Annotated in this window: 12 protein-coding genes; 3 read left to right on the top strand and 9 right to left on the bottom strand. The window is 62.3% G+C overall.

From position 1 onward, the window contains the following. Positions 1-93 precede the first annotated feature (93 nt). On the top strand, positions 94-747 hold the full coding sequence (locus D0B54_RS03845; protein ID WP_117289362.1) for a hypothetical protein: 654 nt from the start codon (positions 94-96) through the stop codon (positions 745-747). A 115-nt stretch (positions 748-862) separates the two neighbouring features. Here the strand turns inward: D0B54_RS03845 and D0B54_RS03840 are convergent, their stop codons facing one another. From D0B54_RS03840 to D0B54_RS03805, 8 genes are all read right to left on the bottom strand, one after another. Next, a complete protein-coding gene (locus tag D0B54_RS03840; RefSeq protein ID WP_162932179.1) occupies positions 863-2,140 on the bottom strand; it encodes a hypothetical protein in 1,278 nt (425 codons plus the stop codon). Between the two features lie 32 nt (positions 2,141-2,172). Further along, positions 2,173-3,048, bottom strand: coding sequence for a S1 family peptidase (locus tag D0B54_RS03835; protein WP_162932178.1), 876 nt, complete (start codon positions 3,046-3,048; stop codon positions 2,173-2,175). A 35-nt stretch (positions 3,049-3,083) separates the two neighbouring features. After that, positions 3,084-4,097, bottom strand: a complete 1,014-nt coding sequence (locus tag D0B54_RS03830) for a caspase family protein (RefSeq protein WP_117289355.1) — start codon at positions 4,095-4,097, stop codon at positions 3,084-3,086. 1,370 nt (positions 4,098-5,467) lie between these two features. Then, on the bottom strand, positions 5,468-5,617 hold the full coding sequence (locus D0B54_RS03825; protein WP_162932177.1) for a hypothetical protein: 150 nt from the start codon (positions 5,615-5,617) through the stop codon (positions 5,468-5,470). 250 nt (positions 5,618-5,867) lie between these two features. Next, complete coding sequence (locus D0B54_RS03820) at positions 5,868-6,662, bottom strand: DUF2182 domain-containing protein (protein WP_205527262.1); 795 nt, start codon at positions 6,660-6,662, stop codon at positions 5,868-5,870. A 15-nt stretch (positions 6,663-6,677) separates the two neighbouring features. Then, the gene (locus D0B54_RS03815) at positions 6,678-7,313 is read right to left on the bottom strand and encodes a DUF1326 domain-containing protein (RefSeq protein ID WP_117289351.1); all 636 of its coding nucleotides are present in this window, start codon (positions 7,311-7,313) and stop codon (positions 6,678-6,680) included. Positions 7,314-7,401: 88 nt separating this feature from the next. Further along, a complete protein-coding gene (locus D0B54_RS03810; protein ID WP_117289349.1) occupies positions 7,402-8,043 on the bottom strand; it encodes a ZTL protein in 642 nt (213 codons plus the stop codon). Between the two features lie 3 nt (positions 8,044-8,046). Continuing rightward, on the bottom strand, positions 8,047-8,385 hold the full coding sequence (locus D0B54_RS03805; protein ID WP_162932176.1) for a type II toxin-antitoxin system prevent-host-death family antitoxin: 339 nt from the start codon (positions 8,383-8,385) through the stop codon (positions 8,047-8,049). Between the two features lie 233 nt (positions 8,386-8,618). Between D0B54_RS03805 and D0B54_RS03800 the strand changes: the two genes are divergently transcribed. Then, complete coding sequence (locus tag D0B54_RS03800; protein ID WP_117289345.1) at positions 8,619-9,956, top strand: hypothetical protein; 1,338 nt, start codon at positions 8,619-8,621, stop codon at positions 9,954-9,956. 228 nt (positions 9,957-10,184) lie between these two features. Continuing rightward, entirely contained in the window at positions 10,185-11,189 is a 1,005-nt protein-coding gene (locus D0B54_RS03795; RefSeq protein WP_117289342.1) for an IS30 family transposase, read from the top strand. 7 nt (positions 11,190-11,196) lie between these two features. On the opposite strand, the gene D0B54_RS03790 is transcribed toward D0B54_RS03795, so the two are convergent. Continuing rightward, positions 11,197-12,624 (bottom strand): LVIVD repeat-containing protein, encoded by a 1,428-nt coding sequence (locus tag D0B54_RS03790; RefSeq protein ID WP_117289340.1) that lies wholly within the window; start codon positions 12,622-12,624, stop codon positions 11,197-11,199. Between the last annotated feature and the right edge of the window lie 6 nt (positions 12,625-12,630).

Here is a 12,630-nt window from a genome sequence, read left to right as displayed (position 1 = left end):
GAGTCAGGTGTCATCAGCCTCTACAGACCGCCGTTGCTTCTCGCCCGAAAGCGCACTAACGTGAGTTTGGGGAATGTCATCGGAGGCTTGGGGATGCGCGCCACGTTCAAGCAGTACGAGATCGATCATCACGTCCTGAAGCTCATCGTCGGGCTCATTGCAGTGACCCTTCCGTTCTTTGCCATGGCGCTCGCAGGGAAGGATCTGACTTCGATCAGTGCCTCGTATCATGCCGACGACATGGCGCGGAATGTCTTCGTGGGCTTCCTGTTTGCCATCAGCTCTTTTTTGCTGGCCTACAACGGCGAGCATGCAAGCGAGTGGTTCATGAGCAAGATCGCCGCGCTGGCCGCGCTGGGCGTTGCCCTGTGCCCCTGCGCCTGCGGCTGCCGGAAAGAGGACTTGATCAACACGGCTCACATTGCGAGCGCCGCCGCGATGTTCCTGGTGCTGGCGGGCATGTGTGTCGTTTTCTACCGGCGTGCACGGGCCAAGCAGCATCGGCAGGCCAACTGGCGCGCGAGCATCTACGCAGCCTGTGGCGCGATCATCATCGCTTCCATTGCGCTGATCGGGCTGGATGCGGTTCTGGCCGACAAGGCTGCAAACAAGGACTCGGCCCTGGTGCTTTATTGCGAGACGGCGGGACTGGTGGCTTTCGGAATCGCCTGGATGGTCGCCAGCCGCACGCTGCCGCTGATCACCACGCCTGAAGAGCGCACCAGCGTGTTGCCGTATCGGCGGTAGCGGGACTCCACGGCGGAGAGTTTCCAGCGCAGGCCAAGCCCGAAGAACATGCAGGCCGGTCAAGGGGCCAGGATCGACTTTGTTGGACAAAGGTCAAGCCTGGCCCCTTTTTGATTTACTTCGTGGGGCAGACAGAAGTACCGGTCGCAGCACGCATATCATCGGCCGCTGCCGAAATCGTAGTCTTTAGAGCAACAGTGCCATCGACTGCCCCACTATAGATCAGATTTCCATCCTTGCTCAGGATGAGGAACAGAACGTTGGAGCTCGCGAGATAGGCCAATTGATCCGATCCAAACGTTCGCTTTCGCGTACCACCACTTGCACCTAGCTGCGACGCATATAGAACCAGGTACGCCGATTGCGAATCCCCGAACGTCTCGGATGTGATCGCAAGTTTTTCGAACAACGTTTCTGTCACATCCGGCTTAAGGGGCTCGTGGAGCCTGCTCGCATACAGTTCAAAAGCCTTAAGCGCCCCCTCCAGACCCTCTTCCGCCACTTTCAGCTCTTCATTCCTTTTCTTACCAGCCTTCCCCTTGATCCTCTCGGATTCCGCTTCCAGCTTTCCCACCAGAAGACGCGCGGTATCCGAAGCCCTTTGGATCGTGGAGAATTTCTTCGCGAAGGCGCTGCCCATCGTCCCAAACCCAGGAACATGCAGGATGGCAGTTGTTTCCACGCAATCACGAAAGCCAGCAATCAGAAGGTTTGAATCCCCCTTTACCGGCAAAGCGGAAAGCGTGGTCTCGTCCTTGAAGAGGCCACCGATTGATTTCGCTGCTTCAATCACGGGTGGCACCAAAGCAATCATGGCTGCCGGCCCCATCCGATTCTCGCTGCCTCCCGCTGCGGGCGCATCCTTTAGCGCCGTGCTGGCCTTCGCACTCGAGGATAAAATTGCCGCCTCGTGGCTACTCAAATCCTGCATTGCGATCTCCAGGGCTCCCCTCATCGAGGTCACCTTTGGATCAACGATTATCGTAATCTTGTTCAGCGGATCAAGTCTTCCCTTAACTTTCCCGCCGATTTTCTGTCCGGCTGTGTACAGGACTCGCCCCGCAAGCAGTTCGCCCAGATGATCAGCCTTCTCGGGGTTCTTTATCTCGCCGCTCAGCGATTTGATGTCCGAGAAGCTTCCCAAGGAAGCGATCAGGCCCTGCACCTTCAGGTTTTTTATCGTATCAGTGACATTCTGCAGCTTGAGCTCCGCGCACTTGGCCTGGAGAGCCTCATACACCGCCTTCACCGCATCGCTGCTTCCTTCAGGCACCGTAGCTTTGTCGCAACCGTCAGACGGGCTGGCGGTATCCGCAGAACTCTCTGCGGCACTTCCACTGCTCGACAACAAGCAGGCAGACAGCATCAGTGCAATCCCCCAACGCGTTTTCATGGATTCCCCCTTCATTCGGCAACGCCACTGCATTACTTGCAGCCCTTCGGATTCGGCTGCTGGCCTTTAGAGTCAGAAACAATTGGAGTATCAATCCAACCGGACAGCACCGGAACATTTGTATAAACGCCGTAGACTTTTGCCAGGCCGCAGCTCTTGATCCTTGCCCAACTCACCAACCCCGCAAGATGTGCATTCGCGCCATCCCCCAGCGTTGCCGGGCCACCAGAATCACCATTGCAGGCATCCATTCCGCCTTCAGCCTTTCCGGCGCAAAACATATCACCCAGAACTCTCCCGCCATATGCGTCCTTTGCATTGCATAGCTTCTGCGATTGGATCGGAATCACAATCTTCAGAAGTTTTTCGGACTTCAACCCCCAGTCATAAATGTTTCCCCAGCCACTGACCGTGACATTGGAGCCTTTCTTTATATCTGCCTTGGAGGCCAATTGCTTTATTGGAACAGCGGGGCTCGTGATGGCTCCACCAAGGACCAGCTTTGCGATGTCGTTCGCATGGGTGGATGGAACGTAGTCCTCGTGAATGCATATCACGCTTACTCCGATGCGCTGCCCCGCCGCCGTTAGATCATCGGTGGCCGCAAGGATGTCGATGTCCCCGGCAGTTTGCCCTTCAGATACGCAGTGCGCAGAAGTCAATACAGTTGTACTGTCGATCAACACGCCCCCGCAGTAGTGGGCGTACATGGGATCGCTGATCGCGTGAACCATCAGGCCCACTTGCCATGGGCGATCTGAAAATGTCGCCGGAATTCCCTGGAAAATCTTTCGCCCAAGCTTTTCACGATTCTTGTAGTTATCAAGCGCTGCCTGATACGGTTTCAGGGGTGGAATATCCTCGTCTTGAGCGCTCGCAAATCCACCAAAAACCAGGGCGACTCCCATGAGTATGATTCTCGCCGCCGGATACGAGCAGGCAGTCATCTTGATTCCCCTTTGTTGTGGTCCAGCCATTCAATCGCAGCGGATCGCCAAGGTCCCGCCGGATAGTCGTCCAAATAGCGGTTTACATCGTCCAGGGTCGCGGACGTCCGGGCCCGATTCCACTTTTGCTGCATTTCCTCCTGAGACTCTTCGTTCTCTAGAAGATAAACCGTGCCGACTGATCCAACTGGCTGTGGAGCCTGCTTTTCTTCTGTTGCCGTGCCGACTCCCTTGATAATTCCAGTTATCTGAGATGCAAGCGGCACTCCAGGCTTATTCAGCTCTACTCCTATCTGCTGGGCAAATGGACTGTTGTGCGGCGACCGTTTAGCACTATTCCACGCCGCCTTTCCGGGTTCCGTGGCAAACAAATACATACCATTCCTCGCATGCCAGTTCCTCGTTGGGTAGAGAATTTGCTCACTCTCCCGCTCCCGACGATCCTCTATGGGGGCGAACGCCTTGGCCAGCGGATCTTCGTTGTCAATCGCCTTTGCCAAATGACTTCTACACGCATCTACAAAAATGATTGCTGTCGAGTCTGATGCCAAGCGAGACATTATCCACTGAACCGAAACACTGCTCTCAGTGGGGCTGTCGAAATTGACGTCGCTCCCGGTGATGAAATCGTTGTCTCCTGCACGATATCCGTGTCCGGAAAAGTAAACGACGACAAGCGGCCGGACTCGACGATTCTTTTGCAATCGAATTCTTCGATCTGCCAAGTCATCCACTTCGGTGAGTATGGACTCGTAATCAGCGTTTTCCCGCAGCACCGTGTCAAACTCGCTGGCGACGAGTCTTTCGGCAACCAGGCGGCCGTCATTTAAGGCATTGCTCACATTGCTAAGTCTATGGTCGCCATACTCACTGGTGCTGATTACCAGGGCCAGCCGGGGAGTTTTGTCTGCTTCTGCACCTGGAAGAGCATCAGCATCGGCGGAAGCGGGAATGCAGACAGCCCTGAGCGCCACAGCCGCCACGCAAACGCGTCGAGCCCAGGCTTTCATGGAGGCCTATTGGGCGCGGCTCGGAGGAAAGGCCTGCAACTGTTCTGGAGTTGCCTGAATGATCGAGAACTTGCCGACCACCCCATCGCCCCCTTTCGGCCCGTCCAATCCCGCACTCGCCAACTTCCCGGAAGTTCCAGGTCGAGAGGCGGATTGGCACCACCCAGTCGTCGCCCCTTCACTCCCTGGAATCCCAAGCTTACCGGGAGGCCCGCCCGTTCCGCCCTTGCCTCCCAACCCACCGTCATTGAAGACTCGAAATCGATCCGCCAATGTTGTATCGGCGACGACAAGGGCAAAATCTCCACCATCACCACCGGCACCACCGCTCCCACCACGCCCGCCGCCGCCTGCATCCCCACCCGTACCTCCAGAACCCGGACCGGCACGACAACCTGCAAAAGGCGCTTCCTTGGCGTTTTCACCGCGAGCTCCCGGCCCGCCATCGCCGCCAGCTTGGCCCTGCCCCCCCAGGCCACCGCTTTGGCCCCGGAGGTCTAGGGCAAGCAGGCCGCTCCCAGTTATCGTCGAGGCAAGAAGCAATACGGACGGCGCCGTTGCCCCGCTGTATCCATTATTTCCTGGTTCTCCATCGTTGCCACGAGATCCAGGCTCTCCACTGAATCGACCAGATAGACCATTCGGTGCTTGGCCCCGCGCCGGGGGCACTTTTGAGGTATCCGAGGCCGGCACCCAGGAAATTGTTGCATTGCCCTGGATCGATATTTCATTAGCTACAATTTGCACCGGACCCGGATTGCGCAGCCCGGTGAAAACCAAATTCGCATTCGGCAGAAAAACAATACGCCTTGCGGCAATCAAGTTGGTGCTGACATTCTGGCTCCCGTTGACTACGTACTCCGCAGGCGGGGGGAACCCAGACACATCTTTCTGCAGAGCGCTCAAAACTGAATAGTAAGACCCGGCAGATTCCGATTGTCCGCTCGCCGGCCTGGGAGGTGCAATCACTGCAGGCGCTACGATTGGAGGTGCAGCGAAACTGGTGGAAGGAAGGAGTAGCGGGGCGAGTAGAAGCGCGCGGAGATAAGAACGGCATGGCCGCCGAATGCATTTCGAAATCCATTTGTAGCTCACATTTTTTTTAGTATTCATATACGCCTCGTACCCTCACCTGCCGAACAGACCGTTGCAGTCGGAAAGTTTCCTCGGGACGAGGCTTGCCGAATGTGCTGCATAGGCGAAATAAAGCACGGCAAACAGATACTCGGCAACCACTTGTTGTCCTTCGGAACCCGCCCTTCTCCAACGAAGAAACAGAGACATGATTCAGGTGTCATGTTTCGGACGCCAATGGAATCTACGACGCTCTCTTTGCTTCGGCAGGGCCAGTGGCGAGGCCCTGCCCCTGCTCAGAAGCGCCAGCGCAGGTTGATCTGCCAGACGCGCCCGGAGTCTGCGCCGCCCTGCCCGTCACGCCATTGGGCGCGCTGGATCACCAGCCTGGCGTCGCCTTTCATGCCGGTGATGGCGTCCACGTCGAGCAGGAGTTGCGGTGTCACCGCGAGCTTCTGTTCGCCCGTCTCACCGGGCTTCTCGCCGCTGCGCACACGGTCCAGTGCGCCGCCGAGGGAGCAGAGGCGGTGGGTGTCCTGCGTTTCGGCGCTTGAACAGTAGCCAGGTGCCGGCCAGCAACAGCACTTGCTCGGGATAACGAGCTTGTCGCGAGCAAGCTCGCTCCTACAACTCCGGCCGCTGTTTCCATGAGCAGGAAAAGCCGCGTCCGGGTCGAGGGCTCGCCCTGCTGCAGCTTCAGGCGCTCTTCACCAGCAACCAGGCGCCGGCCAGCAACAGCAGCACGCCGCTCCAGCGGCTGCTGTGCGCTCCCTGGGGTGCGAGCTTTTCGGCGAGCACGTAGACGGTGATGGCGCCGATCCAGAGCAGGCTCATGACGCCGCCGGCGAACAGCAGCAGCATCAGGGCCCAGCAGCAACCGACGCAGTACAAGCCGTGATGCATGCCGAGGCGGACGGCGCCGCCGAGCCCCGGGCGCCAGTGCCGGGTGAGGAAATCGACCGGGGAACGGCAGCTGTCGAGGCAGGTCTGCTTGAGCGGCGTGAGCTGGTAGAGGGCGGCGGCGATCAGCAGGCTGGCGCTGAACCACGGGCGGGCGCTGTCCATCATCGGCGACAGCAGGCTGGCCGCGGCGAGCAGGCCCTGCAGCAGGGTGGCCAGCGCGCTGAAGGCGGTCCAGGCGAGCAGGTAGCCGCCCATGAAGGCGTAGCTGCGCGTCACCGCGGTGGCCTGGCCGCTGCTGCGCTGGATGCGGCTGTAGAGCAGGATCGCGGGCGCGGCGCTGGGCAACATCATGCCGACCATCATGACGGTCCACATGCCGAAGATCAGCAGGCTGTACTCGGTGTCCCAGGCGGCGGTCATCATCCACGCGGACATGCCGTCCATGGCGCCGTACATGTCGTGCGAAGCCAGCACCAGGTACAGCCAGGAGAGGGCGGCGGCGGCGATGAGCCCGGCGAGCACGATGGCCCGGTCGCGCTTGAGGACGGACTCCAGCGGGGTGTCGATGTCGAGACCGGCCGGCCTCACGCAGCGGCCCGGCGATCAGCGCACGAGGCCGTGGGTGCTCCAGTTGACCTTGGCGATGTGCGCGTGCGTGCCGTTGAACTCGAGCTTGATCTCGCCGGTGGTCCTGGCGGTCCCGGAGATGAACTCCGCCTCGGTGTACTCGAAGCCGGTGGGCAGGCTGACGGTGGCGCGATGCGGCGCGCCGGTGATGGGGTTCTTGATCGGCTCGGCATGCGCGTCGATCAGGCCCTGGATGCTGACCTGGGCGGTGCCGGCCTTCTGGTCGATCTTCAGGTCGATCGGCCTGAACTGGGTGGGCAGCGCGCTGCTCAGGGTGGTGCTGAAGACCTGCGTGATCAGCGAGCCCGGTTCGGTTTCCTTGCCGTAGGCCACTGCTTCAAGGGCGGCGCGCTGCTTCGCGTCGGCACGCTCGTCGATGATCGGCATGGCCCTGCCGTTGCCGAGGTGGATGGGGCCGGGCCATTCGTAGAAGCCGCCCCAGCGCAGCCCGTCCAGCGGCACGTCGCCGAAGTGGCCCTTGTCGATCTGGATGAACACGAAGGCGCGGCAGTTGCCATGCGTGGGCAGCGAGTTGAACTGGCAGGGGCACCCGAGATCGCAGTTGCAGTTGGAGATCTGCATCCCCTGCATATGCCAGTCGACGTAGGCCATGGTGGTTCTCCCGTTTGACGCGGATTTCCAGATTGCGCCCAAAGGCAGCGCTTTTCAATCACCGGGCCTTGCGCGACGCCGCCGGCGGCTAGCGAGCCGCATCAAACCCTATCTGCATCGCTGCCGCGGCAATGGGCTTGACCCACTCCTGCATTCTCCCGGAATCGATGTAGCTCACGCGGCCGCGGCGGGTGGCCAGCAGCAACGCGGGGGCTGCCCCTGCTTCCGGCAACGTCTCCGGCGACGTGTTCTCGCTGTTGTCGAACACGCGCAGTTCCTCCAGGTGAGGAAGCAGCCGTATCAGGTTCGCGCGGCTGGCGTCATAGCGCTCGCGGATCTTGTGTTCCGGGATGTCGTGGCCGCCGGCAGCGACGCGGGCCGCGACGCGCTCGATGTGCAACTCCGGGCTGGTCAGACCGCAGTACCACATCCGCACCGTCATCCCGCGCCGGGACGCTTCGATCAACAGGTCGGTGATGGTCTTGCCGCCCAGGGTTGTTTCGAATGCGTAGTCCAGGTCGCCGTCGATCGCCCGGCGCAGGAGTTCGGCGCCTTTGTTCCAGGCGAGCGCGTTGGCTTCGTCGAGGCTCATCCCGGGGTACTCGGCCAGAATGTTCCGGGTCTCGAGATCGGGGTTGAAGAAGCGGGCGCCGGCGCGCAGTAATGCTTCGCCGCCGACGCTGCTCTTGCCCGCTCCGTTGGTCCCGGCAAGAACGACGATCTGTGCCATGGATCAGCGGGCCATCCGCGACTTGGGCTGGGCCGGCAGCGGCCCGAACAAGGTCGCGACACCCGCGCGCTGCGCGTCGGTCTGCATGAACGCCATCATTTCGTCGTAGCGGTCGGACAGCTTGGCCAGCGGATCGCCGGCACGGGCCACCAGGTCGTTGTAGGTCTGGACGTCGAGCACGACCGCACTGACCGCACCACGCTTGGTCACCGCAACCATGCCCTCCTGGACGGCCTTGTTCATGACGCTGGCCACGCTCTGCTTCACCTCGGCGACCGACACGGCGGTGACATCGCGAATCTGACCATTGCTGGGGGCGCGCAGCTTGACGACGGTGGACATGGCAAGGCTCCTGTGCTTTGGGCCATTATGGCCTTTTGGACCATTATGGTCCATGAACTCCGACAAGCGGCCCCAGACGGCTTATAAATAATTTGTAAATGCTGTTTTATTAGTTTAAATAAAACATCCATTGGCCCGGACCCAAAGCCGGCATAGACTCAGGGCACAACAAGAACGCCGCGCCGGATCGCGTGGCAGCGACATAACGGGATGCATCCCGAGGGGGAGCAGTCATGGACCGGATCGTCTTTCGGCGGGTGGGCTGCGGCGTGCTCGCCGCTTTGCTGCTTCCCCTGGCCGCTGCGGCGGCGCCCGGCGCGCCGCAGGGGCCGCCGTTCCGTCTCGATACGCCGGGGCTGGTGCAGAGGGTGGGCCAGGTCGATGTGGCCGGCATGGCCTCCGGCCGCTTCGTCGCCGCCTGGCGCGGCGAGAACAACGTGCAATCCGCAGGCGATGGCATCTACCTGCGTCGCTTCGACGCCGCCGGCGCGCCGCTGGAGGCGGACGACCACGTCGAGGGCAGCGCTGGCAACGCCCACTCGCCCGCGGTGGCATCGAACGACAGCGGCGCCTACGCGGTGGCCTGGGCGGAGACGAAGAACTTCGGCTACGAGGACATCTATGTCCGCGCCTATGACGCGGCCGGACAGCCGAGGGGCCCTGCCCTGCAGGTGAACGAGGAGGCTTCCTACCGCATCCGCAACATCGAGCCGGCCGTGGCGATGGCGGCCAACGGCGACTTCATCGTGGTGTGGCTGCGCCAGGATCCGGAGGTGGTGAACGGGAGCCTGGTCTTCCTGTTCTCCTTCGACTACTACTGGATTCAATCCAGCGCGATCGTGGCGCAGCGCTTCAGTGCCAACGGCACGCCGCTGGGCAAGGCGCAGCGGGTGGCGACCGGTGTGCGCTCGGAGTTTCCGCTGCTGCTGGACCCGGGCAACGGCCCTGGCCTGGGCCTGGGCCGTACCCTGAGCAATCCCTCGGTGGCGATGCACGACGACGGGCGCACCCTGGTGGCCTGGGCCAGCAAGTCCTACGACTACCAGTCATACAAGCAGGACACCGAGCTGCGCATGCAGCGCTACAGCGCCGCGGGCAAGGAGCAGGGTCTCTCGTCCATCCTGGTCTACAAGAGCCTCGCGATCGATTCGACGGCGGTGGACATGGACGCCGCGGGCAATGCGGTGGTGGCCTGGAGCGCCGGGCCGGTGCAGTACAGCTGGGAGCGCGATGTGATGCTGCGCCGCTATGACGCCGCGGGCAAGGCGCGCTCGGCCGCGGTGCTGGCACACGTGGACAGCGCGAGGATCCAGGAGCATGTGGACGTGGCCGTGGCGCCCGGCGGCAGTTTCGTGCTCGGCTGGGAGAACTCGACCAAGACGCCCGGCGGGGACGTGATCTCCAAGCGTGTCGAGGCACGGCGCTTCGGCGCCGACGGCAACCCGCTGGCTGCGGAATTCGTGGTGGCCGATCCGGCGTATGGCATCCGCGCGGCGGTGGATGCGCTGGGGAATCCGCTGCTGGTGTGGGGTGCGGGCGGCTTGTGGGGGCGGGTGTTCGAGGGGCCGTGAGGTTTAGGCTCCCAAGTTCGGTGACGCCATCCATGGCGAGACCGCAGCTACCTGAACACCCCCCGGCTCTCCCACAAGGGGAGAGGGGAACAAAAAAGGAAAGGCCGGAGCAATCACTCCGGCCTTTCTTGCTTTCTCACTTCAACCCCACACAGCAGTTACCACGGGATTGACTGGATACCGTGAGTTCACAAACCAAATGCAACACCCTATTACGAGGGTGCTGCAATGGGACGCAAGAGCTTTGAGCAGTTTGGAATCGAGGAACGGTGTGAGATTTCCCGTCGGCGCCAAGCCGGGGAGTCGATCCGGCAAATTGCGGCAGCTCTGGATCGCGCGCCATCGAGCATTTCTCGGGAACTGAAGCGCAACACTGGCGCGACGGGCTACCAGAGCGTCTATGCCGGCGAGCAAGCTCGGGCGCGCCGCTGGCAAGGTAGCCGGCTTCTGCGTGATGCCGAGCTGCAAGCCAGGGTTCTGGAGGGATTGCGCCGAGGCTGGTCTCCCGAGCAGGTATCGCGGCGGCTGGCTCAGCAGGATCTGCAGATCAGCTACGAGAGCATCTATCGCTTCATTGCCGCCCAGATCGCCCGGACCAACGACTTTTCCTGGCGTCTCTATCTGCCCCGTGCCAAGAGCAAGCGCGGCTTCCGTGGCCGCAAGGGCGGCAGCCCGGCAGAGCACATCCAGCAGCGGGTTTCGATCGAAAAGCGCCCCAAGGCTGCGGCTGACCGGCGCCAGGCGGGACACTGGGAAGCCGACCTGATGCTCTTTGCGCGCTATGGCCAAGCCATCCTGACCCTGCATGAGCGAACGTCCCGGCTGACCGCCATCGTCCGCCAGCCCAGCAAGGCCGCTGCGCCGGTGGCGCAAACCCTCCAGGCCTTGCTGGCCCCACTGCCCCCAGCCCTGCGCCGCAGCATCACCTTCGACAACGGCACCGAATTCGCCTTGCACTACACCCTGCATCAGCCCCTGGGCTTGCAGACCTATTTCTGCGATCCGCATTCCCCCTGGCAGAAGGGTGGCGTCGAGAATGCCAACGGGCGTTTGCGCCGCTGGCTACCCCGGGGAACCAACGTCGAAGACCTCTCACCAGACCAACTCTTGCAGATCGCTCAGATCTACAATCACACGCCACGCAAGTGCCTCGGCTTCAAAACCCCTGCCGAGGTCTTCGCCAAAGTGTTGCATTTCAAATGTGAATCCACCTACCGGCTTTCGCCGGTATGACGATGTTTCACCACGCGCCGTTGGTTACGCGCACCGCGTAGAAGCCGCTGAAGCCGTCGGTGTACCAGATCTCCTTGCGCTCGTGCACGAAGGAGGGGCTGGACATGGCCCAGTTACTGGCGGGGGCGGGCACGGTGATGATGCGCGGCTGCACGGGGGCGTTGAAGTAGGCGATCTCCTTCGGATGATGCGGATCGCGGATGTCGAAGATGCGCAGGCCCGACAGGATCATGCTGCAGGCGGCGATGTCCGGGTTCACGCGCGTGGGGATGTTGCAGTAGTGGCCGGCGTAGCCGCCGATGGGGTTCCTGGCGCCGGGATCGGCGGCGATGGCGTCGCGGTTGTCGGGCTCGTGCACTTCCAGGCGCAGGTCGGAGATGACGACGGGCTGGGTTTCGTCGCCGATGTCGATGATGCGGCCGGCGCCGACGTAGCGGCCGTGCACGCCCACGCCGAGACTGCCGGGGTTGTTGGTGGAGTATTCGTCGATCTCGAGCAGGTAGGGCTTGCCGTTGCGCGTGAACGGGATGGCGTTCTGCGGGACGCTCTGGTTGTCCCAGGTGAGGCGGCTGATCTCGCGTACCTGGGGGTTGGGCTTGCGGGCCTGGATCTCGGAGATGTCGAGGATCACCACGCCGGTGTTCTGGCCGTAGGCAAGGTAGGCGCGGTTGCCGTCGGCGCTGATCGACAGGCCGTGCGAGCTGTAGCCGCCGGTCCAGATCGGGATGGGCAGCGAGGGGTTGGAGATGTCCACGGCGGTGAGCGTGGGGATCATCGGCGTGGCGGAGAAGAAGGTCTTGCCGTCGGGCGACATGCCGCTCTCGTGGCCGAGGATGCCCACCGGCGCGGAGGAGCGCAGCCTGGGGCTGCGGCAGTCCTCGGAGATGTCGTAGACGTCGACGATGCCGGGATAGGCCAGCGGGTTGCCCATGACGGCGGCGAGCACGCCGGCCTCCTGCGACACCACCAGCGATTCGTGCGGCGAGAGCATGGCCAGGGACACCAGGCGCGCGGTGAGCACGGGCTGGGTGGGGTCGCTCATGTCGAGCACGTTCACGCCGACGTTGGCGTCGAGGATGTTGGTGGGAAACAGCAGGGTGCTGTCGTAGTAGGCGCAGTCATGCCCGGCCTTGTCGGTGTAGCGCTCGACCTTGAAGCCGCCGACGGTGCCGATGGCGTTGGGGACGATGTAGCTGCCTACCAGCTCGGTGTTGCAGGTGAAGCCTGCGGCGGCGCGGCCGCTGTCGTGGTCTTCCGGGCTGACGCGGCCCTGCATGCCGGTCTCGGGACGCGATCCGGGGCCGCAGACGGCGCGGGGCGTGGCACCGCCGGTGGCGGGCTGCCCTGCGGTGGCCTCGCCGCTGCGGCCGGTGCAGGCGCCAAGTGCGCCGGCGGCCAGCAGCAGCGTGGCGATGAGGAGGGTGTTGAGGGACATGCTTCT

The sequence above is a fragment of the Solimonas sp. K1W22B-7 genome, from assembly GCF_003428335.1.
Classification (GTDB): domain Bacteria; phylum Pseudomonadota; class Gammaproteobacteria; order Nevskiales; family Nevskiaceae; genus Solimonas_A.
The sequence above is the reverse complement of the archived record's forward strand: the minus strand, read 5'-3'. Positions and strand labels throughout refer to the sequence as shown.

Bases quoted from the DNA above. Each gene is read 5' to 3' on its own strand.
- D0B54_RS03830 (WP_117289355.1), bottom strand. From the start codon at position 4,097: ATGAAAGCCTGGGCTCGACGCGTTTGCGTGGCGGCTGTGGCGCTCAGG.
- D0B54_RS03800 (WP_117289345.1), top strand. From the start codon at position 8,619: ATGGACCGGATCGTCTTTCGGCGGGTGGGCTGCGGCGTGCTCGCCGCT.
- D0B54_RS03795 (WP_117289342.1), top strand. From the start codon at position 10,185: ATGGGACGCAAGAGCTTTGAGCAGTTTGGAATCGAGGAACGGTGTGAG.
- D0B54_RS03815 (WP_117289351.1), bottom strand. From the start codon at position 7,313: ATGGCCTACGTCGACTGGCATATGCAGGGGATGCAGATCTCCAACTGC.
- D0B54_RS03805 (WP_162932176.1), bottom strand. From the start codon at position 8,385: ATGTCCACCGTCGTCAAGCTGCGCGCCCCCAGCAATGGTCAGATTCGC.
- D0B54_RS03845 (WP_117289362.1), top strand. From the start codon at position 94: ATGCGCGCCACGTTCAAGCAGTACGAGATCGATCATCACGTCCTGAAG.
- D0B54_RS03835 (WP_162932178.1), bottom strand. From the start codon at position 3,048: ATGGGAGTCGCCCTGGTTTTTGGTGGATTTGCGAGCGCTCAAGACGAG.
- D0B54_RS03840 (WP_162932179.1), bottom strand. From the start codon at position 2,140: ATGAAAACGCGTTGGGGGATTGCACTGATGCTGTCTGCCTGCTTGTTG.
- D0B54_RS03790 (WP_117289340.1), bottom strand. From the start codon at position 12,624: ATGTCCCTCAACACCCTCCTCATCGCCACGCTGCTGCTGGCCGCCGGC.
- D0B54_RS03810 (WP_117289349.1), bottom strand. From the start codon at position 8,043: ATGGCACAGATCGTCGTTCTTGCCGGGACCAACGGAGCGGGCAAGAGC.